The organism is Rhizobium sp. Root1203 (genome assembly GCF_001424945.1).
Lineage (GTDB): Bacteria > Pseudomonadota > Alphaproteobacteria > Rhizobiales > Rhizobiaceae > Rhizobium.
Genome location: NZ_LMCW01000007.1, coordinates 53134 through 74952, shown reverse-complemented (window position 1 = coordinate 74952; position 21819 = coordinate 53134). Strand labels below are relative to the sequence as shown.

Genomic DNA, 21819 nt, shown 5'->3' with positions numbered 1-21819 from the left:
CATGGTCGTGATCTCGGGCCAGCAGATAGACCGCCAGCGAAGGCGGAAACTGACGGTCAGCGCCGTCAGGTGGATTGCCCGGACCCCCAGGGAAGCCCGGGCAAGGCGCTTACTTCACCTGCGTTACGACGAGTTTGCCATTGACGCGCTCTGCGACGAACTCGACGTTCGAGCCCTCTTTCAGCTTGTCGAACACGGCCGGGTCGTCCACTCGGAAAACCATCGTCATGCCGGGCATGTCCAGGTTTTTCAGATCTTCATGCTTGATGGTGACTTTCTTCGCCTTCGCGTCGACCTTGTTGACCACGCCCTTGGTGAACTCCTGAGCAAATGCACCGAGTGCCGTACCAAGGGAGAGCATGACGGAAACGGTAATCGTCATTGCGGTTTTCATCTGTGCATTCCTTCCTAGTGGTTACTGTCCAGCGACAGTGACGTCGCCATGCATGCCGGCTTCAAAATGACCGGGGACGAGGCACGCGAACTTGAACTCGCCGCCGGTGGTGAACTTCCACACGATATCGCCGGATTCACCGGGTGCGAGCCGGATCGAATTGGGGTCGGCATGTTCCATTTCCGGGTTTTTTTCCATGACCGCCTTGTGTTCCATGATCTTGTCTTCCTGATCCAGGACGAACTCGTGATCGACGGTGCCGACGTTCTTGATCGAGATCTTGACGGTCTGGTCGCGACGAACCTTGATAACGTCAGGTGTAAAAAGCATCTTGCCGTCGTCTGTCTCTTTCATCATGACGCGGATGGTCTGGGTAACCTTGGCTTTGTCGCCGGGCTCGCCGATCGCCATCTTTTCAGCGTGGCCGCCAGAATGTGTGCCCGAGGCGAGCGCGGGACCGGCAAGTGCTGCAAGCACGAGCGCGAATGCATATGTCTTCATAGTGATGTCCTTGTTCAGTTGGGAGATTGTAACGCTCAGCCCTTCGGTGGCTTCGGCGTAATTCGGGTCTTGGCGTCTTTCGCCATGGTTGCGTCTGGCAGTTCGCCAGTCCACTCCCATGCCTGGGTACCGGGCGGGTTTTCGTACCAGCCCGGATCGGAGTAATCGTCCGCCGAGATGCCATCCCGGATTTTGACGACGGAGAACATGCCTCCCATTTCGATGGGGCCGTGTGGGCCCCAACCGGTCATCATGGGCACGGTGTTCTCGGGAATGGGCATTTCCATTTCGCCCATATCGGCCATGCCCTTTGTCCCCATGGGCATGTATTCAGGTTGAAGCTTCCTGATCTTCTCGGCGACCGCGGATTTGTCCGTGCCGATGAAGGTCGGGATGTCGTGACCCATCGCATTCATGGTGTGGTGCGACTTGTGGCAATGAATGGCCCAGTCGCCCGGATACTTGGCGTCGAACTCGTAGGCGCGCATCGCTCCGACGGGGATGTCGATGCTGACCTCCGGCCACCGCGCTTCCGGGCGAACCCATCCCCCGTCCGTGCAGGTCACCTCGAAGTCGTAGCCGTGCATGTGGATCGGATGGTTCGTCATGGTGAGGTTGCCGACGCGGACGCGGACGCGGTCATTCTTGGAGACGACCAGCGGGCTGATGCCCGGGAAGACCCGGCTGTTCCAGCACCACATGTTGAAGTCGGTCATCTCCATGATCCGCGGCACATAGGAGCCGGGGTCGATATCGTAGGAGTTGAGGAGGAACACGAAATCTCGGTCGACTGGCATGAACGTGCGATCTTTGGGATGGATCACGAAGAACCCCATCATACCCATCGCCATCTGGACCATTTCGTCCGAATGCGGGTGATACATGAAGGTGCCGGACTTCACGAGATCGAACTCGTAGACGAATGTCTTGCCGGCCGGGATATGTGGCTGCGACAACCCGCCCACGCCATCCATGCCTGACGGAAGGATCATCCCGTGCCAGTGTATGGTCGTGTGTTCCGGCAATTTGTTCGTCACGAAAATGCGAACGCGATCGCCTTCGACGGCTTCGATGGTCGGACCCGGTGATTGTCCGTTGTAGCCCCAGAGATAGGCCGTCATGCCCTCGGCCATTTCGCGTTCGACCGGCTCGGCGACAAGGTGAAACTCCTTGACTCCATTGTTCATTCGATGCGGAAGGGTCCAGCCGTTCAAGGTGACGACCGGCTGATAGTCAGGACCCGAGGTCGGCCGGATTGGCGGCTGCATGTCGGCCGAGTCCATGGTCGGGGCGTCGGGCAGTCCCATCGCTGATGTCTTTGTCCAGGCAGCCGTCGAAAGCAGAGCAGCGCTGGCCCCGATGATTTGTCTTCTGTTGAACATGTCGTGATCCTTAATGTCCTGTGCTGCCGCTTTCCGAAGCCGAGGCGGCCTCGGCTGGTCCGGCAGCTTCGCCGGCCCCACCGCCATAGATCGCCGGCAGGAGGTTGGCCTCAGCCAGCCAGAAGTCCCGCTTTGCGTTGACGGAGAGCAGGGTGGAGTTGATCTTGTCTCGGGTGTCGGAGAGCAGCTCGAACGTGTTCGTGATCATCCCGTTGTAGGACAGCAGCGACTCTTCCTCGATCTTGGTTCTCAACGGTAGGACGCTGTTGCGGTAATGCTTGGCGATCTCGTAGTTGGAGCGATAGGCTTCGTATGCCGATCGGGCCTCGGACCGAACGTTGACGGCCTTCTCCGCGAGCTGGTTGGCCGCACGCATATAGCCGAGTTCGGCTTTTCGCAGCCGGGCCTTCCCCGAGTCGAAAATCGGAATGACGAATTCGAGTTCGACCTGGCCCTTGGTGCCGACCTTCTTCTCCTCGTCCTCGATCTCTCGTTCGGTTTCGAAACCGGTGAGGATTTCGAAGTCTGTCACGTATCTGGTCGCGTCCGTCAGGCCATAGGCCTTGGCGGTCGCAGCGAGTTCGAGCTTGCTTACCCCTAGATCGACGCGCTTTTGCAACGCCTCGGCCTCGATGGTGTCCCGCTTCGCCAGCGCCTTGGGGAGAGGCGCGAGGCTGTTTTGTATCTGGTAGTCCGCCGAGGTGCCCCAAAGTCCCATAAGGCGAGTGAGTTCTTCCTTCGCCAGCCGGGCGGCAAGGCGAGCCCGCGCCGACTGAGCCGCAAGTTCGGCAGAGAAGACGTGTTCGCGAGCCTGTGAGGCCTTGCCCATCGCGCCGGTTTCGCCGAGCTTGGAGGCGAGTTCGGATGCAGCGTCCGCCGCAGCCTGGGCGCGTTGCAGCTGCCCGACACTCTCCAATGCAGAAACAGCATTGATCCATGCACGGCGTGTGTCGGCAGCCAGCGTCAAGGTGGCGACTGCAGCGCCGAGCTGCGCCTGCCGGAATCTGTCGTCAGCGATCTCGATGTTTTTCTTGCGCGTCGCCAGCGCCAGAATATTTGTCGCAACCATACCTTCAAAAGCTCGCCACGCCTCCAGTTCCGGCGTGCCGATGCCGGTGAGCCCGAGCGCGACTGTTGGGTTGATCAGCATCGTCGACTGCCATGCGTCTGCGGCGCCGTCGCCGAGGTACGCGTATGCGGCCTGAAGTCCTCGATTGTTCAGGAGGGCCACCTGAACGGCAGTGTCCACGTCCAGCGGCTTCCGGGCGACGAGGTCCTTCACCTTGTCCGAGATGGCCTGCGCCTGCTGCTTATTCTGGATCCACACGGTCTGCTTGGTCGCTGCGACCGCGACTGTGTCGGAGACCGTCGCGAAACCGGCATCACGCCTTGCATATTCCGTAGAAACACATCCGCCGAGACCGATCGGCAGAAGCAGGAGAACGGCCGTCTTGAGCTTGATTGTCATGATGCATCTCCCTTGGGCGGAGCCTGCAAATCGTTTTGCTTTTTCCACGGCTTGGGATCGACCGGCCGGCGATCGACATATCCGGTGACTGGCGTGCGATAGTTGATGGGCGGCGCGTCAGACAGGAGGAGGACGTCCGGCGTCGGAACGTCAGGAGGTAGCGTGGATGCGCAACCGCCGGAAATCAGCGGCAGTGCCACCACCAAAATGGTAGGATTCATGTTCTTTTCCGAATAGGAGAAAGTGGGGAGACATTGTCGGCGTATGTGCCGTCAACGAACCGAGGTGCGACCCGCGATGGGCCATCTCGCAATTCAGATATTCGGTGGAAGGTGCAGGGGCGGCATTTCTCCGAAGGAGCGCCTGTCGTCGATGAACTTGCGGATCGAAGAGACAACGCGTCCGCCGACAGCATCGTCCTCGGCCATGATTGCCAGGTTGCCGCAGAAGTCCTTGCAGCATTCCTGTTTCAGGCGTTTGTCGTTGTCGCCTGCATCGCTGACCGCATCGCCACTTGCATGATCGTGGGCGGACATCCCCGCCATATCGTGATCTTGCATTGAAGCGGTCGTTGCCGGATATGCCGGGCCGTGCATCGCTGCGCTGGCGCTGGCCACGCTGGAACCCGCCAGTGATGCGATGATCACCAGCCGCACGATAACGAGCATTTTGCCCAGTGCGGTTCGGTACATTCCGTTTCTGCTCCCTTGGGCCACCATCAATGCAGCCCGGGTTTACGATTGCGCGACTTCAGTCCTGATGAAGCAGGACGCGTTCATGATTGGTGGTGGTAAGCGTTCCAAGCGTTGGAAGGTCAAGGCCCTCGATCGTGATATTTTCCCGGATGACCAAATTTGTTTTCGTCTGTCGTCTGCTAGTCCGTCTTCATTCCATTAAGCCCAAAACGAGCATTGATAGGCGGGAGCGCGTCGTCTGTTGCTGTTGCGCTTGCGAACCCATCGATGATCGGGCAATCCGGGCGCTCATCGCCATGGCAATGAGTGGCGAGATGCTTAAGCGTGTGTATCATCGCGTGAATCGAGGCAGCCTTGCGCTCCAGCTCAGCTATATGCTCCAGCGCGATGCTCTTTACGTCACCGCTTGCGCGCGACCGATCGCGCCAAAGGGCAATCAGGGACTTCATCTGCTCAACTGAGAACCCGAGGTCTCTTGCGCGACGCACAAACCGCAGCGTGTTGACATCGCTGTCGCTGTAAGTGCGATAGGACGATTCCGTCCGGTGGGCGGGGATGATCAGCTTCATTTGTTCGTAGTAGCGGATCATTTTCGCAGTGAGACCGCTTGCGCTTGCTGCTTGACCGATGTTCACGTTCGTTTCTCCCAAATACAAGCGTGGCGAGCCTTCACCGTGCGGTCGAAGCGTCGAACTGATCGACTTGATAATCCTTCCCCCTACTGGAAGGTCAATAGCGTGTGGAGCGATCGACGTGGGGTTGCATGCGACCTCAGCCTTTGATCCCTTAGGGCTGACTGTGCACCTGATTAAAATGGGGAGCTGCGCCAGAACGGATTGTTCTGCTCAAGCGATCGCAGACCTGACGGAGCATTGCGCCGCGCTTGGTGCTCCGGGTGGAGCGACCATCCGGAGCAGCCGCAGGTTTATCTCGCGTCGACCTCTATCGTGCCGACCATGTTGGGGTGGTACCGGCAGTAGTATCGGATAGGACCCGCCTTCGTGAGAAGCAGCGTTCCTGTGCCACCCGCGGGGATCAGGATGTCGAAGGATCCATCAAGCGTTGCCGTATGATCCATGACGTCCTTGTTCGACCAGACGATCCTGTCCCCGACGGCCGCGTTTACCGTGCCAGGGCCGAAGGAAAGTTTACGGATCGTGATCTCGACCGTAGCGGCTTGCGCCGGCAGACATCCCACCGCGAAAATCGCGCACGCAAAGCCTGCGCCAAAAAATGCCTTCATCATAGCGCGGTCTACCTAAGCGTCGCTGCGACGTGTTCGGCGTGCTGTTCATGCCCTTGAAAGAGCTTCAACCCCGTCTCCAGGAGATCCTTGAGTTCGCCGTTCTTGGCAGAGGGAATGAGCAAGGTCTCCAACGCGCCGTTGACCTGCTTGTGGTAGGCCACTTCATTGTTGACGTAGGCCTTGTCGAAGGCGGCCCCCTTGAGCGCAGCCAGCGTCTTGCGCTCTTCGGTCGCGGCGGCCGACAGGGACTGGCTCGTACTGTTGTCTTCAGGCGTCACCTTGAGCTTCTTTACGAGAGCCAGCGCTTGCTTGTTCACTGCCTCGTGGTCCCTCAGCATGTCGTTCGCGAAGGCGACCACCTGTTTGTTCTTCGACTTTTCGAGCGCCAGTTTTGCGGCTTCGATATCGATCACGCCTGCCGTATAGGCAATGTGCGCGATCTGGGGATCTGTGGGAGGTTCACCCGCGGCAAATGCGACCGGCGTGACAAGGCAGATTGCGGCAAATGCCGCGCTCAAGCGGTTAATCATGGAATGTCTCCTCTTCGCCGGCGGCAATGCGCCGGACCCGTTGCTCACATTCCTTGGATGCTCGTCTCCACCCGACGTTCCCAAGAATTACGGCATGAAGCCCAATTTCTCCATGACGCGCTCCGTCAGGCGCGCGCACCTCTTGCCTGCGAAGGGAAAGGCATCGAGGAGGACAGGTCCGATGCGTTCGTCGATGTGCCTTCGCAACAGGATGCGGGCACGATAAAGCCTCGTCCTTACCGTCTCGGGCCTGATGTCAAGCAGTTCAGCGGTGTCTTCGACAGACAGACCTTCGATCACTCGTGCAACAAACACGAGGCGGAAATTGTCGGGAAGCTGATCGGTGGCTTCTTCGACCAATTGCAGAATCTGACGCTGGGCCATCGCTTTCTCCGGATCATCGGAAACGGCCCCATGCGGAAACCGCAATATCTCGGCCCCTGAGAGGTCGGATGGAAGAGGCGTCTCGAGGACGCGGGATATCTTGCGGAGCCGGGTCAGTGCCTCGTTCAGGACAATCCGATGCAGCCAGGTGGAAAGTCGGGATTCACCCCGGAAGCCGTCAAGATGCTGGAAGGCCTTGAGATAGGATTCCTGGACCACGTCCTCGGCTACGCTGTCGTCGCGCACGACCCCCCTTGCGATCCTGAACAGCCGCTGATTGAACCGCGTCATGATCGTGCGAAACGCATCAGGATCGTTGCGAAGAGCCGCTGCGACAAGCGCCTGGTCGTTTGACCAGTCCAGGGTGGCGGGCGCAGCCGTCGTTATTCTGCCCAAAGGGTTCATCGCGATCTCCAGTCGCTGATTAGATGCCGCAGGAGCTGCAGCGTTCCCAACGTTCAGCAAATATTGTTGCACGCGGCCATTCGCGCGCTTGAGCTTTTCAAATCATTTTTGTAAGGAGAACGTTAGATGAAGATCATTCTCATATCGAGATCTATCTGGTGGACTTTACTTCAATAGAAATATTCCTCGCGGTTGCGCGAGACCATAGCGTCACCAAGGCGGCCGTGGCAGTCGGGCGAGCGCCTTCCAATGTGACAACGAGAATCCAGCAGCTGGAAGAGGATCTTGGTGTCGCTCTTTTCAGTCGCGATGGCAAAAAGATGACTTTGACCCCAAAGGGAGCGAGTTTTCTCGGATATGCCAATCGGCTGCTGGCGCTCGCGCTGGAGGCGCGACAGGCGGTGGGGATGTTGACGCCGAGCGGAACGTTGCGCGTCGGGACGATGGAAAGCACGGCTGCAAGCCGTTTGCCTGCTGCGCTCTCCCAATTCAACCAGATGTGGCCCGACGTCTCGCTTCGCCTCAAGCTCGGTGCTTCGCGAGACCTCACGCGTGAGGTCCTCACCGACGCCTTGGATTGCGCGCTGATAGCGTGCCCACCAAAGGACCTGTTGGAGGCCGACAAGTCCTTTGACATGGATCTCAAGGCGCTGCAGGCAGAGCGAGTTTTCGTTGAAGACCTACTGATCGTGCTGCCAGCCGGGCATCCGCCCATCACGTCGGCGTCGGATCTTCAGGTTGCCAGCCTGGCCGCCCTGGAGCCGGGATGTACCTATCGTCGCATCGCCGAAAACTGGGCCGTCAGGTCGGCTTCCATCGAGACCGTCGAGCTAGGCTCCTATCATGCGATCATGGCGAGCGTTTCAACGGGGAATGCTGCCGGCGTCGTGCCGCGATCAGTCCTCGATCTGATGCATTGGCCGACGAAAACGCCGGTCCATTCGGTGGGGCTGGTCGAGACGTTGCTGGTCTATCGAAAAGACAACCTTCCGAGCGCATTCAGCGCGTTTCAACAGGTGTTGAACGCTACCAAGGGCCGAGACCGTCGTATGATGGCAGCCTGAAGCCTTTCTCTCAAACGAAACCCCATTACTGGTTCCAATCATGTCTTCTCCCAATCCAGGGCGCGCGGAAACATCCCGTCTCCGACGCTTGCGACTCTTCTCACCGATTCTGGCAGGGGCTACCCTCAGGGAGCGCTTGATCGCATGCCTTGGCGCGTTGGTCGGCATTGGATTGACCGGCGTCATCAGCGGCTACCTGTTCGGACAGGGTCCGGATCTTCCACTGATCGTCGCCCCTATGGGCGCTTCGGCTGTACTTCTCTTTGCCGTGCCTTCCAGTCCGCTGGCCCAACCGTGGTCGATCATCGGCGGCAATACGATCTCCGCCATGATGGGGATCCTCGCCGCATACTGGATACATGACCCGATCATCGCAATCGGCGTCGGCGTATCGCTTGCCATCGGAGCAATGTCCTTTACGCGAAGCCTTCATCCGCCAGGGGGCGCGGCGGCATTGACTGCCGTTCTCGGCGGTCCGGTCGTCGCGGGCTGGGGGTTTCTGTTTCCCTTCGTGCCCGTTGCTTTGAACTCATGCATTCTTGTCGGTTTGGGGCTCGTTTTCCACAAGCTTGCAAAGCGAAATTATCCTCACGTCGCGTCAAAAGTGTCGGAGAATACGCATCAGACCGCCGATCTGCCCTCCTCGTTACGGGTGGGCTTTAGGGAAGAGGACGTGGATGCCGCGCTGGCGACACTGGACGAGACATTCGACATCGACCGGGACGATCTGGCAAGGCTCCTTCACCAGGTGGAATTGCAGGCGGCAATCCGGTCGAATGCCGGCATCAGCTGTGCCGACATCATGTCGCGTGATGTCATCGCCGTGGATGAAACCGTGGCTCCGGCCCATGCGCGCCGTCTTCTTGTCAAACACAATATTCGGACGCTGCCGGTTAAGGATCGGGAGGGCAGGCTGGTTGGCACGGTTGGGTTGAGGGAACTCCTGGAAAGTGGAGACAGTCTCACGAAGATGGCTCAGCCGGCGACCGCAGCGCCAACCGATCATGTGCTTTCACTCCTGCCGGTCCTGACCGACGGACGGACACACGCGGTTATCGTCACAGACGGCGACGCTCGCATCCTGGGGCTCATTTCGCAAACCGACCTGCTCAGCGCTGTTGCTCGCCTTCTACCGACGGGAGCGTCGCACAAAACGGCATGAGGCGAGCAGATGTGCTCCCCGTCTGTCCAGGCTGGCGGGAAGCAAATGTCTAATGGCGCAGAGTTGCCTCCACCTCTTCGCGAGTGGTGCGTTCGAAGCGCTCGGAGATGTTTGCGACAAAGGTGATGCCCTGCTCCAGTAGAAGTTCGGCGGCGCGGAGATCGTGCTCTGCAAGATCGACGGCACAGCCTCGTACCGTCAGCGCAAGACACATCGAGTTCTGCGCGGATTGTACGTCTCCGCGCTCCTCCGCCTCTTCCGCAACCGCTTCCAGCGCATCTGCCACCATCACCATCATGTCGGAGCGCTCGCGTCGCGTCATTTCATTCAAGGTTCTTCCAAGCATGGCTTCCATCCTTTGTCTCGCGCACGGGCACGCGCGTGTGGCGCAGCGCCGCCGTCGGTTGTTGTGTGGTTGGAGACTATTGACGTGAATCTCGTCTGGTAGTGCTTAAATGGCGCTCGATGCGTCCGCGAACAAGGGCTGGATCCATGCCGCCAGCGCATCGCAGCAGTGCAGAGCATCCTGCACGGCAAAGATCACTGGTATCGATCCGGGCAGGCCTAAGGTCGCGCATTAACCTTGGCGATGCGCTCCGCGCTCCAGCAGAACGACATTCTCGTCCGACAAAGTAACAGAGGTCGGCACGCCCAATATCCGAACGGTGACCTCACCCCTATCAGTGTCGACATGGGTAATTTCGCCGAACAGGTTAACCCGGTCGCCTTGGCTGAACGTCCGGGCGACGTCGTCCGTTCGCCATGTCGCGCTGTCGTCCCAATATAGATCGAGCTCGGAGACGCCGATGCTTGCCAGAAAGGCGTCTTGGAGATTTTTCTCCAGCCATTCCGGCGAGCAACCCAGCGCGGTCGCTGCTTCAGTGGCGTCTCGATACTCGTTCTCGCCGCCGTCGCCCCAAGTCACCGTGACCGACTGGCCGCGATCTGGATTTCGGTATACGCGGATGTTCTTCTGCCTCATGGCTGTGCTCCTGCCGATCGTTTTCTCTGGCGCAGACGTGTCGCATCCATCTCAGCAGCGCCTTGCTGTCGGCTTTGCCCCCGCATTGCATTCGGATCAGTTGTCGAACGAGTGCAAGCAGAAATCGCATCTTGCCTGGAAGCGTTCGCCAGTCATAGCGGAGGCGCGCTGCGTCCTACATTACTCGATTCCGTCGGTTCGGACGATACGTCGACCGAACCGTTTGGGACGGGCCGGACCAGCTTCAAGAGAACTCTGCCGCTCCTCACCATGGGTGTGATAAATGCGCCCTTGATTGTATTGAATTTTTGCAGCGAATTGTCGCTGTAACCGGAAATGCCGAACACAGCCTGCTCTCCCTTTGCCGGTCGATATCCAGTTCGGAAAAGCCAATCGAAGATCGAGAGATTTGTCCCAAAATTCCTGTCCCAATGCGGCTGCAGCTTACTATGGTGGATTTGGTGCATGTGCGGGCTGATGAGGAAGCTGTCGAACCATCCGAGGCTGACGGGAATATGCGAGTGCTTGAGCGGATCGAGTGTCCAGACGGTAAAAATCTTGCTTGCCACGGCTTTGAGAAGCACTGCTTCCACAAGACTGATGCCAAACACGTACATGAATACGCCGGCTGTCGGGCCGGTAATCATTCCGGCCATGGCTCCCCCATAGAGGAGTGGAAGCGAATGGCCTCGCTTGGACGTGAGCGGATTGAGGAAGTCCGCCGAATGATGGACTTTGTGCAGTTCCCACAGCACAGGGACCTTGTGTTCGAGATAGTGAACAACATAGTCGGCGAGTTCCGCGGCGAGGAAAATTCCAATCGTGCATATGACCGTCGCCACGTAGCCAACATGATAAGGAGACATGTCGCCAAACAGGCGTCTCAAAGCCAGATCCGTAAAGGCGGCGGCGAAGGCCATGAGGGCGACACCGGGGGCGGCGAAAACAAAGTCGGTGAATTTCCGGTAGACGTATATCAGCACGTCCATGTGGAAGCTCTTCGATGTCCACGGGCTGAACGGAACGCAGTGGACGAACATTTCCTTGATCGAGAACTGACGACGATTGCGGTACAGCTGGAAGGCAAAGGTCAGTAGTCCAGCCCCGAAGAACATCCCCCAGGTGAGGGCAAACTGCGGAAAGCTGATGAAATAGGAGTACAGCGTTTCCAGGTGCTTCACTCTGCTTTCCTCACATTGGGATCTCGCGAATTAGCGGCGGTCTCTCGGTGACGCAGTCTACTGCAGTGGTGATTTGCCCGGGTCTCGTACGACGAAGACGGGGCTGCAACCGTTCGGCAAGTCTCTATGCAATATATGCAAAGCGCTTCTGCACTCTGGCTCTAAATGGAGCCAATTCAGAAGTCTAATGCAATCGTTGCTGGAATTCCGTATGTTGAAATAACACCAACATTAAGTAGGTGTCAAATAAACGTTGTCTATGTTCGACTCGCGCAAGGAAATTGATGCTTTTCTACACTTAGTTAAAGGTAGAATTGCTTTAGACCACTTTGAGGTTGGTGACATTCATCATGGCGGCGATTTAAGCTTCCAAGCGTCCTGACGTTGCGCTATCCCCGACATTGTGTTCCTCCCACGTTCTCCTAGAAGTGCAGGTGGGCCGACACCCTCCGCACGATATGGGCAAATTCCAGCGCTGGAAGGAGTGCCGACTTCAGGAGGGGGAAATCGCGGGCGATCGCGCCTTCCCGCCAAAGCTGAGACTTCATCGATGTCAGCCGGCGCGCGAAATCTGTGTTGTCCGTCTGCTCCAGCACACGGACGCTTTCCCGGCGGCCAAAGTCGACCGAGCGGGGGCCGACTCCCAGCACTCCCATATCAGAAGCGCTGGGGTTGGTGATCGCCCGCTTCAGGCGTGGCCATGCAATGTCGGCGTCCTTCATCACCTGGCCGCCGTTCCCCAGGCGGTCGATGTAATCGAGTGCGCCCGAAAGCAGGGCGTTCCCGGCAGCTGCGTCGATCGTGCCATAGCTTATGTCGCCGGCGTTGCTGCCGATGGCGCCACCTTCGCCTTCATTCAAATGGCGGACCGACGGGATAGCAGGTTCGAAGAGGCTTTCGATGATGTGCCAGTATCGAAGGATAACCGTTTCGATCCTCATCGGATTATACCGGTTCTCTTCTACGACCAGTCCGCTGACCTCAGGGAAGTGCTCCTCGCTCATTCGCTTGTAGTTGCATCGGGCAAATTGAATGGTTTCGAAATTCCTTTCCGGGATCCCCGCTGCCAGAAGTCGTTGCGTGCTTCCGTAAAGACCAGTGTCGCAGAGGACGATGCGTGCCGCAGGCGCAGAAAACGCATCGAGATGCCGTCTGAACAGTTGATTTTGTCGGGTGATGTCTTCGACCACCTGTTGCCCGTCGGGCCTGTCGAGCATTGCGAAGAAGCGCGCAGGGGCAAAGGGTTCGTGCCAGGCGTTCGCAAGGTGATACTCGCCACCGCCCAAGGCCAAGGCGACCTCGGCAAAGGTATTCGTTGCAAACTCTCTGCCGAGTTCGTCCAAGACGGTGGAACTGCGCATTTCCAGGGCAGTGCGTGCCGCCACCAATCTTGAAACGAGGATATTTTCGCGCGGAATGGAAAGCGGGAGCTGAAGCCGTGCCAGCACACGTTCGAAAGCCTCTCGAATGCCAATCCCACCCCTGGCACAGAAGGCCAGTACGCAATCGCCCCGTGCCTCGGCCTGTGACGCGTACAGCCACACATAGAGGCAGAACTGCGCAACGATGGGTCCGAATACCTCGCGACCGAACGAGCGTCCGTCATGCGTCACAGAAGCGGAACTGCTGGGCGACGACAACTGCCGCCGAACTGTTCTGAATGCTTCGGCGCAGGCGCCATCGGCACGCGTGGCAAGGTGCCGGATGCGACCCTTTGGCAGGTGCACGGTATGGATGCCCATCGCGCTTGGGACAATATGGTCGGCAACATTGTCGTCGCCGATATGAAGCACCTCTGAGGGTGAGACGTTCTCCGCCGAAAGGACTGCGGTAAACAGGCTGCCGAAGCGCTTGCTGGCGCCGATGTCGGCGCTGGAGTAAACCCTGTCGACGAGGCCGGTGCCGTGAAAGTGGTCTATAAGCTCCATCAACCGATCGGCAGGCAGGGCAGTGTCGGAAACCGCGACAACGCGCATTCCGGCCTGCCGCTGTTGGCGCAAGACATCTGCCAGCGCGCGGTTGGCGCAGAGCGATGCCTTCTCGACTTCCATCTCCAGCCCGAGCCGCTGTTGCATCAGATCTGCGGGGAGCCCGAGCATTGCCAACTGGCGCGCGATTATGTCGCTCAGCCGAACCTCTCCGATGCCACCTCCGACATTGAGCGCACGATAGGCGAAGCCTTCAGCCAGCAAACGGATCCGAAACAGCTGTTCGGCATCTATGGGAAACCCTTGCTCTCTCAGAAGACGCGCAAAACGCCGCTCTCCCTCCATGAGGCGTGTGCGGTGCGATCGCGGCCGACGGAGTAGCAAGGTATCGAACACGTCGCTGGAAATCAGACCAATTCCATCCAGCGGCCTTCTGAGACGATCGAGGTTTCGCCTGTACATCCCTACGCTATCTCCATTTAGATTCATCCCAGTAGCAAGTCGCCGTCTTCTGGACGAGAATACGCCATCCCACGAGCGGATGGCAGTCAGTATATAATCGCACAAAAATATACGCATCAAGACAAAAAGGATGGTTCGCTTAAACAAGTAACTTGCACAGGAAACATTATTCGTGATCAGGTGGATTATCTTCTTATCATTTCGGAGTGGGAACCTAATCGCCTAGATAATACTACCGATCTCCTAAACAAAAAATAAGTAGAAGCGCATTCAATGGGTTGATATGAGGCAGAAAATACCCCGTCGATGGACAATTCGGGAATTTGATGCGGCCGGGTTGACGCCCATTTCGGGTGAGGCTGGGGCAAATGCCATCCAGGGAACGCCTGCCTGTTCCCCTCCACCGCCAAGCAGCAAGAGTGCTTTTTGGAAAATATCCTCAAGTAAAACCCAGGGATGTATGTCTGTCCGGTGCCGAAATTCCGTCGTATTACAGTAGACTGATAATTTGCAGGATGGTATAGGGCGCGTAGGAGTGAATTGACGATGCGAGGTGTGTAGTGCATGCGGAAGCTCCTCTTATCAGTATAATAATTACGTGCTTCAACTACGAATTGTTTATTCGGAAGTGCATCGACAGCGCGCTGCAGCAGAAATATCCGAACCTTGAGGTCATCGTCGTCGATGACGGTTCGACGGATGGATCCTGGCAGCGAATTCAGGAATACCAGGACAGGATCATCGCTCTTCGGACCGAAAATCGAGGTGCCTTGGGATGTTCGCTCACGGGGTTCTCGTTGTCGAAGGGCGATTTCGTCCACTTCCTGGATGCCGACGATATCCTTTTGCCCGATGCGCTACAGCACATTGCGACACATCTGCGGCCAGATGTGTCGAAGGTTCAATTTATGCTGCTGCCGATCGACCACACGGGAAATCCCATCGGCGATGCCTTCCCACAGTTGGCGGCGTCGGAAAGCTCGCTATCCCTGATCCAATCAATACATCGCCGCGGTTACTACAATACGCCGCCGACCTCCGGTAATGTCTATCGTCGTGACGTCTACGAGAATCTCGGCGACCTCAGCTACGAGCGGGCAATTGACGGCGTGCCGTACCTGCTGGCTCCCTTTGTCGGCAATGTTGTTTCGATAGCTAGGCCGCTGGGGAAATATCGGATCCACAATGCGAACCTTTCGTCGTTTTCGACGCTAACCCGGGAACGAATGAACGGATATGTAGACCGATTTCAGGGGCGGCTCCGGCATCTGGTAAAGCTGATCGATGCCCGCGGCCTGCGCTATGAGATGACGCTTCGCGACGATTATGGCTATGTCCTGGAAATGAGAATGCTCGGTGTCGTGGCCTCCGGCAGGCGCCCCGATTGGGGGCTGGCTTCTTCTTATCTCTCGGCTGTGAAGCGGGAACATCAAGGCGTCCTTCGAAGAATTATGCACGTCGCGTTTACGCTCGGCTTGATCGTTTTGCCTGACACCGGGCGCCAGCGACTGGCAAGGTTCCGACTGGACCCGGCACAGTTCCAGAGGGTCCGGAAGCGATTGAAACAATCGCTTTCAGTTCCACAATGATCGGTCTCGGACCTGGGTGCGATCTCAGGTCCCTCACGTGTCCGACTAGGAAACCGCGGAAACCGAGCGGGCGATTTCGAAGAATGCCCTGACAAGCTTTCCTCCGCTTCGCTCTCGCAGGCATATGAGGGCCTCGTCCATCAGCATTTCCGGACCGTCGATTTGAATTGGCACGAGACGGCTGTCCTGCCCGAATTCGGCCGACGATACGAACCCCACGCCGCCGCCGGATGCGACGATCTCCCGGACGGCCTCACGTCCCTTTGCCTCGATGCGCGGGGTCAGCACAACACCGCGTTCGGAGGCCATGGCCTCCAGCTTCTGTCGTGTCTTCGAACCCTGTTCGCGCAGAACGAGCGGGTGTTTTGCCAGTTCGTCAAACGTCACCCTTCCGGCCGACGCCAGGGGGTAGTCGTGGCTCGCAAAGGCGATGATAGGCGTTGAATTGAGTTTGAGGACGTCGAAGTCGCCGCCTTGTGGGATCTCGCCCAGGACGCCGATATCGGCATCATAGGAGTGGAGGCTTGTGATGACGGTTTCGGTATTGCCGGCATCGACCGAAATCTGAACGTTTGGATAGGTCTTGCGAAAGACCGCGAGGATATGAAGCAGGTGATGAGCAGCATCAGCAACGATGCGCAGTTTGCCCGAGCGAAGTGCGCGTGACTCCGACAGAAGGTCAAGTGCCTGCTGCTCGGTATCGAACATGCGCCGCGTCACTTCAAGGAGTTGCTGGCCCGCATGGGTGAGGGTCACCTGCTTCTTGGTCCGGTTGAAGAGCAGTACGTCATACTCTTCCTCGAGCTTGCGTACCTGGTCCGAAATGGCCGGCTGTGTCAGGAAGAGAGCTTCCGCTGCACGAGAGAACCCTCCGTGGATCGCCACATTGTGAAAGGCGCGCAGCTGCACGTAACGCATGTCTTGGTTCCCCTGTGATAAGCTCAGCCACTGAAACAATCAAAACGAACGATTTGATTTATGTAAATAGAGCGGCTGGAAGTTCGGTCGTCTTTTTGACTTGGCTGCCGCATCATACTCCTGTTTCAATATAAGTTCAGCTTATTGTTTTATACAAAAGAACGATTTTACATATATATCGCTTTGGTCGCATTGTCCTTGCAGAAACTCGAATGCGAGGACGGGACATGCCGATCGAAAATATGAACTCCAGGCCGGAACCATTGGAAGCACCGAGGCTTGGCGAACCCTATCTGCTGACGCCGGGGCCGCTGACAACCGCTTACGAAGTCAAGGAAGCGATGCTGCGCGACTGGGGCTCATGGGACGGCGACTTCCGTGCCATGACGGCCGAGCTGCGTCGTGAACTGCTCGACATCGCGGGCGACAAGCAAGGTGAGTTCGACTGCGTGCCGATGCAAGGCAGCGGATCGTTTTCGGTGGAAGCTCTGCTCGGCAGCTTCGTCCCAAGAGACGGGAAAGCGCTTGTGCTGATGAACGGCGCGTATGGAAAGCGCATCGCGCAGACGCTTGGCTATCTCGGCCGCAACCACGTCACGATCGACAAAGGCGACTACATGCCGCCAAGGGGAGCAGAGGTTGCAGCCGCTCTCGATGCCGATGCGAGCATTACGCACGTCGTCGTCGTCCACTGCGAAACGAGCTCCGGCATTCTCAATCCGCTGAAGGAAATATCGGACGCCGTATATTCCCGGGGTCGCAAGCTTCTGGTTGACTCGATGAGCGCATTTGGAGCCGTGCCAGCCGGGATTGCCGATTTCCGGTATGAAGCGATCGTGTCCTCTGCCAACAAGTGCATCGAGGGCGTTCCGGGCTTTGGCTTCATCATCGCGCGCAGGAGCGAACTGGAGGCCGCAAAAGGCCGCAGCCATTCGCTGTGCCTTGACGTCCATGCCCAATGGGACGCCATGAACAAGACCGGACAGTGGCGCTTTACGCCGCCCACCCATGTCGTGGCGGCTTTCATCGAGGCATTGCGCATACATCGCGCGGAAGGCGGTGTCGCAGGTCGGGGACAGCGGTATGCGCGCAATCGCGACGTCATGGTCGCAGGGATGAGGGAAGCGGGTTTCGAGACGCTGCTGGGTGACAGCTGGCTCTCACCCATCATCGTGACGTTCTTCAGTCCCGCCCACGCGAAATTCCAGTTCGAGACCTTCTACGAACTGATGAAACAAAAGGGCTTCATCATCTATCCGGGCAAATTGACGGTAGTCGACAGTTTCCGCGTCGGCTGCATAGGCCGGATGGACGAGCATGTCATGCGCCGTGTCGTTGCCGCCGCGCAGACTTCGCTTGCCGAGATGGGCGTCGATGACGCCGCACCGCCCGAAATAGCACTTGCCGAACGCAACCGTCTCGCCGCCTGAACAATCAATGCTCCCGGAGGTTCCAATGAACCAGATTTCGAAAATTGCCGTAACCGTCAATCGACGCGCCTATCCCTGGCCGCTGGTTCCCGCCATCGCGATCTGCCTTGATGGCTGCGAGCCGGCCTACCTCGATGAGGCGATCAAGGCGGGGTTGATGCCCACGCTAAAGCGGATCAAGGGGAGTGGCACCGAGCGACAGGCCCTGAGTGTCATCCCGAGCTTCACCAACCCGAACAACATGTCCATCGCCACTGGCCGCCCGCCTGCTGTTCACGGCATTTGCGGCAATTACCTCTATGAGCCGCAGACCGGCAAGGAAGTGATGATGAACGACCCGCGCTTCCTGCGCGCGCCGACCATCTTCAAAGCCTTCTACGATGCGGGCGCGAAGGTCGCGATCGTCACTGCCAAGGACAAGCTGAGGGCGCTGCTCGGCAAGGGGCTGTCATTCGACGACAGCAGAGCGATCTGCTTCTCCTCGGAAAAATCTGACAAATCGACCAAGGGTGAAAACGGGATCGACAACGCGTCCGCCTGGCTCGGCATCCCGGTCCCCGAGGTCTACTCAGCAGAGCTTTCGGAATTCGTGTTCGCCGCCGGCGTCAAGCTGCTGAAGGAATTTCGGCCCGATGTCATGTACCTGACCACGACCGACTATGTGCAGCACAAGTATGCTCCAGGCGTTCCTGAGGCAAACGCGTTCTACAAGATGTTCGACAGGTACCTGACGGAACTGGATGCACTCGGCGCGGCGATCGTGGTAACGGCCGACCATGGCATGAAGCCAAAGCACAAGGCAGACGGCTCGCCTGACGTGGTCTACGTTCAGGACGTCCTCGACGAATGGCTGGGCAAGGATGCGGCGCGCGTCATCCTGCCGATCACCGACCCTTATGTCGTTCATCACGGCGCGCTCGGTTCCTTCGCCACCGCCTACCTGCCGGAGGATGCTGACAAGGAAGACATCATCGAGCGTCTGGCGGCCATCGAAGGCATCGATCTTGTGCTCACGCGGCCCGAAGCCTGCGTTCGGTTTGAACTTCCCGACGACCGTATCGGCGACATCGTTCTGATCTCATCCGAAAACAAGACGCTCGGAACCAGCGAACACCGTCACGATCTGGCAGCGCTCAACGAACCACTGCGCTCGCATGGAGGGCTGACCGAGCAACGTGTCCCGTTCATCGTGAACCGCAAGCTTCCGGAACTGTTGACCGCTGGCTCGCTGCGCAACTTCGATGCCTTTTACTATGCACTGGTCGCCGCCGCGCAACCGGCAGGCTGAGGGAGGTTGCAACGTGACCAAAGCGGAAATGGAATTCAATCTGCGACATGAACCTATGCGGATTGCGGGAAGGAAGGTAACGACAGATGCCGTTGTCGAGGTCCGCTATCCCTGGAACGATGCCGTGGTCGGGACGGTTCCTGCGGGCCGGGCGGAGCATGCTCGGGAAGCATTTTCGATCGCGGCTGCCTATCAGCCGAAGCTGACGCGCTACGAGCGCCAGCGCATCCTGTTGACTGCGGCCGAGGCGCTGGTTGCGAGAAAGGAGGAGATCTCCGATCTCATCACCCTGGAACTGGGAATATCGAAGCAGGACTCACTCTATGAGGTCGGGCGTGCATACGACGTGATGACCCTTTCGGGGCAGATGTGCATTCGCGACGACGGTGAGATCTTTTCCTGCGATCTGACGCCGCACGGCAAGGCCCGCAAGATCTTCACCACACGCGAGCCGCTGAACGCGATCTCTGCCATCACGCCCTTCAACCATCCGCTCAACATGGTTGCCCACAAGGTGGCGCCGGCAATCGCGACCAACAATTGCGTCGTGCTGAAGCCGACGGAACTCACACCCATGACGGCGCTGGTCCTGGCGGACATTCTTTATGAAGCCGGGCTGCCGCCGGAGATGCTCTCGGTCGTTACGGGCTGGCCTGCCGATATCGGGATGGAGATGATCACCAATCCCGACTTCGATCTGATCACCTTCACGGGCAGCGTCCCCGTCGGAAAGCTGATCGCCGCGCATGCGCACTATAAGCGCCAGGTGCTCGAACTCGGCGGCAACGATCCGCTGATCATCTTGAACGATCTTTCCGACGACGACCTCGCGCGGGCGGCGGACCTGGCCGTCGCAGGGGCCACGAAGAATTCCGGGCAGAGGTGCACGGCGGTCAAACGGATACTCTGCCAGGAGCGCGTTGCCGACCGCTTTGTTCCGTTTGTCCTGGAGCGCGCAAAAAAGCTGCGCTTCGGCGATCCCATGGACCGCTCGACGGATCTTGGAACTGTCGTCCATGCCAAGGCAGCCGAGATCTTCGAAAACCGCGTCTATATGGCCGCAGAACAGGGTGCTGAGATCCTTTATAACCCGGGTCGCAGCGGTGCGCTTTTGCCGCCTATCGTGCTCGATCGGGTTCCCCACTCTTCTGAGCTCATCATGGAAGAAACGTTCGCGCCCATCATCCCGATCGTGCGCGCGCCGGACGACGACGATGCGCTCATCGCTCTGTCGAATTCGACCGCCTTCGGTTTGTCATCGGGTGTTTGTACCAACGATTTCCGTCGTATGCAGAAGTACATAGCCGGTTTGAAGGTTGGCACGGTGAACATCTGGGAAGTGCCCGGCTACCGGATCGAAATGTCTCCGTTCGGGGGCATCAAGGACTCCGGCAACGGCTACAAGGAGGGCGTCATCGAGGCGATGAAGAGCTTCACCAACGTCAAGACGTTTTCGCTTCCCTGGTGAAAAACAAGGAGGCATGATGGCAGTCTGAAAAGGGGCGCAGGAAGAGCGCCCCTTTTTTGGTGAACTCCCTCAAAACAAGCGGGCTAGAATCACTTGTCCCTTGTCCCATGTCCGGGGCGAGTGATTATCCATCGCCATGCAGGCGATTGACGATCATGCGGCCGATCGGAATGGCGGAGGTCGCGGCCGGCGAGGGAGCGTTGCAGACGTGAAGCATTCTTTCTGTCTGCATGAAAAGAAAATCATGGACGAGGCTACCGTCGGACATGACAGCTTGGGCGCGAATGCCCGCCTGAGGCGTTGTCAGATCATTCATGGTCAGCGATGGGCAGTATTTCCGACACTGCTTGAGATATCGGGCCTTCGAGGCCGAATTGGCGAACTCGGTCATGGCTGACCGCCAGTTGCGGATAGCCATCCTCCAGAAACCCGGAAAAGCGACCATGGCTGCGACATCGCCAAGAACGACGCTTCCCTTCGCATACCCTTCCCGGGCGAAGCCCAGAACCGCGTTTGGACCGACGGTCATCCCGCCGTCGATCGTTCGTGTCAGGTGGATACCGAGAAACGGTAAATCGGGGTCGGGTATGGGATAGATGAGGCGCTGGGTTACGCGTGCCTTGGATGCCGAGAGGACGTAGTATTCTCCCCTGAAGGGAACGATCCGATGATCTGTTCGCAGTCCTGCCATCGACGCGATGCGGTCGGACTGCAGGCCCGCGCAGGCAATCAGCCTGCGTGCGTCGACGCGGCCCGAGATGCTTTCGACCCGAACGCCATTCTCGTATTCGTGGATGGCCGAGACTTCTGCCCCGCGCCGGATTTCGCCCCCGTTCCCCGCAATGTGCATCGCCATTGCCCGGCATACGGCCGTATAGTCAACGATGCCTGTTGAATGCACGAGCAGGGCCCCCAGGCCGGCGATATCAGGCTCTTCAGATCTCAGGCGCGACTTGGAGAGGCGGGAATATTCGATCCCATTTTGCCGGGCCCTCTCTTCCAGGCTGTCCATCCGGCGCATTTCGGCATCGCTGGTGGCCACGAGAAGCTTGCCGCAGGTCTCAAAGGGAATGCCGTTTTCGGTGCAGAACCGCTTGGTTGCATCCGCTCCTTCGCGGCACAACGTCGCTTTCAGGGAGCCGGGGGCGTAGTAAATGCCGGCGTGGATCACGCCGCTGTTGTGCCCGGTCTGATGGCGGGCGATATCAGGTTCCTTTTCGAGCAGGACCAGGGTCGCACCCGGCATTTTTTCCTGTAGCGCCATGGCAACTGCCAGGCCCACGATACCGCCACCAATAATGCAATAGTCGTACATTTTTGACCCGCCGGACGTGCCCACGCC

The 21819-nt window shown here is 58.3% G+C and carries 22 protein-coding genes; 6 read left to right on the top strand and 16 right to left on the bottom strand.

The window, feature by feature from the left end; genetic code table 11:
- Positions 1 to 109 precede the first annotated feature (109 nt).
- From ASC97_RS07690 to ASC97_RS07645, 10 genes are all read right to left on the bottom strand, one after another.
- Entirely contained in the window at positions 110 to 394 is a 285-nt protein-coding gene (locus tag ASC97_RS07690) for a copper-binding protein (protein ID WP_057467763.1), read from the bottom strand.
- A gap of 21 nt (positions 395 to 415) precedes the next feature.
- Positions 416 to 895: a cupredoxin domain-containing protein gene (locus ASC97_RS07685; protein WP_057467762.1), complete on the bottom strand. Its 480-nt coding sequence runs from the start codon at positions 893 to 895 to the stop codon at positions 416 to 418.
- A 35-nt stretch (positions 896 to 930) separates the two neighbouring features.
- Positions 931 to 2277 carry a multicopper oxidase family protein gene (locus ASC97_RS07680; RefSeq protein ID WP_057467761.1) on the bottom strand — a complete coding sequence of 449 codons (1347 nt, stop codon included), beginning with the start codon at positions 2275 to 2277 and terminating at the stop codon, positions 931 to 933.
- A gap of 10 nt (positions 2278 to 2287) precedes the next feature.
- Positions 2288 to 3745, bottom strand: a complete 1458-nt coding sequence (locus ASC97_RS07675; RefSeq protein WP_057467760.1) for a TolC family protein — start codon at positions 3743 to 3745, stop codon at positions 2288 to 2290.
- The gene (locus ASC97_RS07670) at positions 3742 to 3966 is read right to left on the bottom strand and encodes a hypothetical protein (protein ID WP_057467759.1); all 225 of its coding nucleotides are present in this window, start codon (positions 3964 to 3966) and stop codon (positions 3742 to 3744) included. The genes ASC97_RS07675 and ASC97_RS07670 overlap by 4 nt, the downstream gene beginning before the upstream one ends.
- 93 nt (positions 3967 to 4059) lie before the next feature.
- A complete protein-coding gene (locus tag ASC97_RS07665; RefSeq protein ID WP_057467758.1) occupies positions 4060 to 4437 on the bottom strand; it encodes a hypothetical protein in 378 nt (125 codons plus the stop codon).
- A gap of 182 nt (positions 4438 to 4619) precedes the next feature.
- On the bottom strand, positions 4620 to 5075 hold the full coding sequence (cueR, locus tag ASC97_RS07660; protein WP_057467757.1) for a Cu(I)-responsive transcriptional regulator: 456 nt from the start codon (positions 5073 to 5075) through the stop codon (positions 4620 to 4622).
- Positions 5076 to 5365: 290 nt separating this feature from the next.
- Positions 5366 to 5686, bottom strand: a complete 321-nt coding sequence (locus ASC97_RS07655; RefSeq protein ID WP_244481405.1) for an amicyanin — start codon at positions 5684 to 5686, stop codon at positions 5366 to 5368.
- Positions 5687 to 5694: 8 nt separating this feature from the next.
- On the bottom strand, positions 5695 to 6216 hold the full coding sequence (locus ASC97_RS07650; protein WP_057467756.1) for a DUF4142 domain-containing protein: 522 nt from the start codon (positions 6214 to 6216) through the stop codon (positions 5695 to 5697).
- An 87-nt stretch (positions 6217 to 6303) separates the two neighbouring features.
- Entirely contained in the window at positions 6304 to 7005 is a 702-nt protein-coding gene (locus ASC97_RS07645) for an RNA polymerase sigma factor (RefSeq protein ID WP_057467755.1), read from the bottom strand.
- Between the two features lie 158 nt (positions 7006 to 7163).
- Here ASC97_RS07645 and ASC97_RS07640 point away from each other — a divergent pair, with 158 nt between their 5' ends.
- Both ASC97_RS07640 and ASC97_RS07635 read left to right on the top strand, forming a co-directional pair.
- On the top strand, positions 7164 to 8069 hold the full coding sequence (locus ASC97_RS07640) for a LysR family transcriptional regulator (RefSeq protein WP_057467754.1): 906 nt from the start codon (positions 7164 to 7166) through the stop codon (positions 8067 to 8069).
- A gap of 40 nt (positions 8070 to 8109) precedes the next feature.
- Positions 8110 to 9231, top strand: a complete 1122-nt coding sequence (locus tag ASC97_RS07635; RefSeq protein ID WP_057467753.1) for an HPP family protein — start codon at positions 8110 to 8112, stop codon at positions 9229 to 9231.
- 49 nt (positions 9232 to 9280) lie between these two features.
- On the opposite strand, the gene ASC97_RS07630 is transcribed toward ASC97_RS07635, so the two are convergent.
- From ASC97_RS07630 to ASC97_RS07615, 4 genes are all read right to left on the bottom strand, one after another.
- On the bottom strand, positions 9281 to 9577 hold the full coding sequence (locus ASC97_RS07630) for a hypothetical protein (RefSeq protein ID WP_244481404.1): 297 nt from the start codon (positions 9575 to 9577) through the stop codon (positions 9281 to 9283).
- Positions 9578 to 9808: 231 nt separating this feature from the next.
- The gene (locus ASC97_RS07625) at positions 9809 to 10213 is read right to left on the bottom strand and encodes a hypothetical protein (protein WP_057467751.1); all 405 of its coding nucleotides are present in this window, start codon (positions 10211 to 10213) and stop codon (positions 9809 to 9811) included.
- 152 nt (positions 10214 to 10365) lie between these two features.
- A complete protein-coding gene (locus ASC97_RS07620) occupies positions 10366 to 11394 on the bottom strand; it encodes a sterol desaturase family protein (RefSeq protein ID WP_057467750.1) in 1029 nt (342 codons plus the stop codon).
- 422 nt (positions 11395 to 11816) lie between these two features.
- Positions 11817 to 13784 carry a hydrolase gene (locus ASC97_RS07615; protein ID WP_057467749.1) on the bottom strand — a complete coding sequence of 656 codons (1968 nt, stop codon included), beginning with the start codon at positions 13782 to 13784 and terminating at the stop codon, positions 11817 to 11819.
- A 560-nt stretch (positions 13785 to 14344) separates the two neighbouring features.
- Here ASC97_RS07615 and ASC97_RS07610 point away from each other — a divergent pair.
- Positions 14345 to 15373 carry a glycosyltransferase family 2 protein gene (locus ASC97_RS07610; protein ID WP_057467748.1) on the top strand — a complete coding sequence of 343 codons (1029 nt, stop codon included), beginning with the start codon at positions 14345 to 14347 and terminating at the stop codon, positions 15371 to 15373.
- A gap of 45 nt (positions 15374 to 15418) precedes the next feature.
- Here ASC97_RS07610 and ASC97_RS07605 read toward each other — a convergent pair whose 3' ends face one another.
- Positions 15419 to 16291, bottom strand: coding sequence for a LysR substrate-binding domain-containing protein (locus tag ASC97_RS07605; RefSeq protein ID WP_057467747.1), 873 nt, complete (start codon positions 16289 to 16291; stop codon positions 15419 to 15421).
- Between the two features lie 227 nt (positions 16292 to 16518).
- Here ASC97_RS07605 and ASC97_RS07600 point away from each other — a divergent pair, with 227 nt between their 5' ends.
- From ASC97_RS07600 to phnY, 3 genes are read left to right on the top strand one after another with little or no spacing between them, the layout of a single operon-like run.
- Positions 16519 to 17721, top strand: coding sequence for a 2-aminoethylphosphonate--pyruvate transaminase (locus ASC97_RS07600; protein WP_057467746.1), 1203 nt, complete (start codon positions 16519 to 16521; stop codon positions 17719 to 17721).
- 25 nt (positions 17722 to 17746) lie between these two features.
- Positions 17747 to 19009, top strand: a complete 1263-nt coding sequence (gene phnA, locus ASC97_RS07595; RefSeq protein WP_057467745.1) for a phosphonoacetate hydrolase — start codon at positions 17747 to 17749, stop codon at positions 19007 to 19009.
- 28 nt (positions 19010 to 19037) lie between these two features.
- Positions 19038 to 20477 carry a phosphonoacetaldehyde dehydrogenase gene (phnY, locus tag ASC97_RS07590; protein ID WP_162246680.1) on the top strand — a complete coding sequence of 480 codons (1440 nt, stop codon included), beginning with the start codon at positions 19038 to 19040 and terminating at the stop codon, positions 20475 to 20477.
- Between the two features lie 124 nt (positions 20478 to 20601).
- On the opposite strand, the gene lhgO is transcribed toward phnY, so the two are convergent.
- The gene (lhgO, locus tag ASC97_RS07585) at positions 20602 to 21792 is read right to left on the bottom strand and encodes an L-2-hydroxyglutarate oxidase (protein ID WP_057467744.1); all 1191 of its coding nucleotides are present in this window, start codon (positions 21790 to 21792) and stop codon (positions 20602 to 20604) included.
- Between the last annotated feature and the right edge of the window lie 27 nt (positions 21793 to 21819).

Coding starts and splice junctions, on each gene's coding strand:
- ASC97_RS07650 (WP_057467756.1), bottom strand. CDS start 6,216: ATGATTAACCGCTTGAGCGCGGCATTTGCCGCAATCTGCCTTGTCACG.
- ASC97_RS07685 (WP_057467762.1), bottom strand. CDS start 895: ATGAAGACATATGCATTCGCGCTCGTGCTTGCAGCACTTGCCGGTCCC.
- ASC97_RS07600 (WP_057467746.1), top strand. CDS start 16,519: ATGCCGATCGAAAATATGAACTCCAGGCCGGAACCATTGGAAGCACCG.
- ASC97_RS07625 (WP_057467751.1), bottom strand. CDS start 10,213: ATGAGGCAGAAGAACATCCGCGTATACCGAAATCCAGATCGCGGCCAG.
- ASC97_RS07675 (WP_057467760.1), bottom strand. CDS start 3,745: ATGACAATCAAGCTCAAGACGGCCGTTCTCCTGCTTCTGCCGATCGGT.
- ASC97_RS07615 (WP_057467749.1), bottom strand. CDS start 13,784: ATGTACAGGCGAAACCTCGATCGTCTCAGAAGGCCGCTGGATGGAATT.
- ASC97_RS07655 (WP_244481405.1), bottom strand. CDS start 5,686: ATGATGAAGGCATTTTTTGGCGCAGGCTTTGCGTGCGCGATTTTCGCG.
- phnA (WP_057467745.1), top strand. CDS start 17,747: ATGAACCAGATTTCGAAAATTGCCGTAACCGTCAATCGACGCGCCTAT.
- ASC97_RS07665 (WP_057467758.1), bottom strand. CDS start 4,437: ATGTACCGAACCGCACTGGGCAAAATGCTCGTTATCGTGCGGCTGGTG.
- ASC97_RS07680 (WP_057467761.1), bottom strand. CDS start 2,277: ATGTTCAACAGAAGACAAATCATCGGGGCCAGCGCTGCTCTGCTTTCG.
- ASC97_RS07605 (WP_057467747.1), bottom strand. CDS start 16,291: ATGCGTTACGTGCAGCTGCGCGCCTTTCACAATGTGGCGATCCACGGA.
- ASC97_RS07635 (WP_057467753.1), top strand. CDS start 8,110: ATGTCTTCTCCCAATCCAGGGCGCGCGGAAACATCCCGTCTCCGACGC.
- ASC97_RS07645 (WP_057467755.1), bottom strand. CDS start 7,005: ATGAACCCTTTGGGCAGAATAACGACGGCTGCGCCCGCCACCCTGGAC.
- ASC97_RS07630 (WP_244481404.1), bottom strand. CDS start 9,577: ATGCTTGGAAGAACCTTGAATGAAATGACGCGACGCGAGCGCTCCGAC.
- ASC97_RS07690 (WP_057467763.1), bottom strand. CDS start 394: ATGAAAACCGCAATGACGATTACCGTTTCCGTCATGCTCTCCCTTGGT.
- lhgO (WP_057467744.1), bottom strand. CDS start 21,792: ATGTACGACTATTGCATTATTGGTGGCGGTATCGTGGGCCTGGCAGTT.
- phnY (WP_162246680.1), top strand. CDS start 19,038: ATGGAATTCAATCTGCGACATGAACCTATGCGGATTGCGGGAAGGAAG.
- ASC97_RS07670 (WP_057467759.1), bottom strand. CDS start 3,966: ATGAATCCTACCATTTTGGTGGTGGCACTGCCGCTGATTTCCGGCGGT.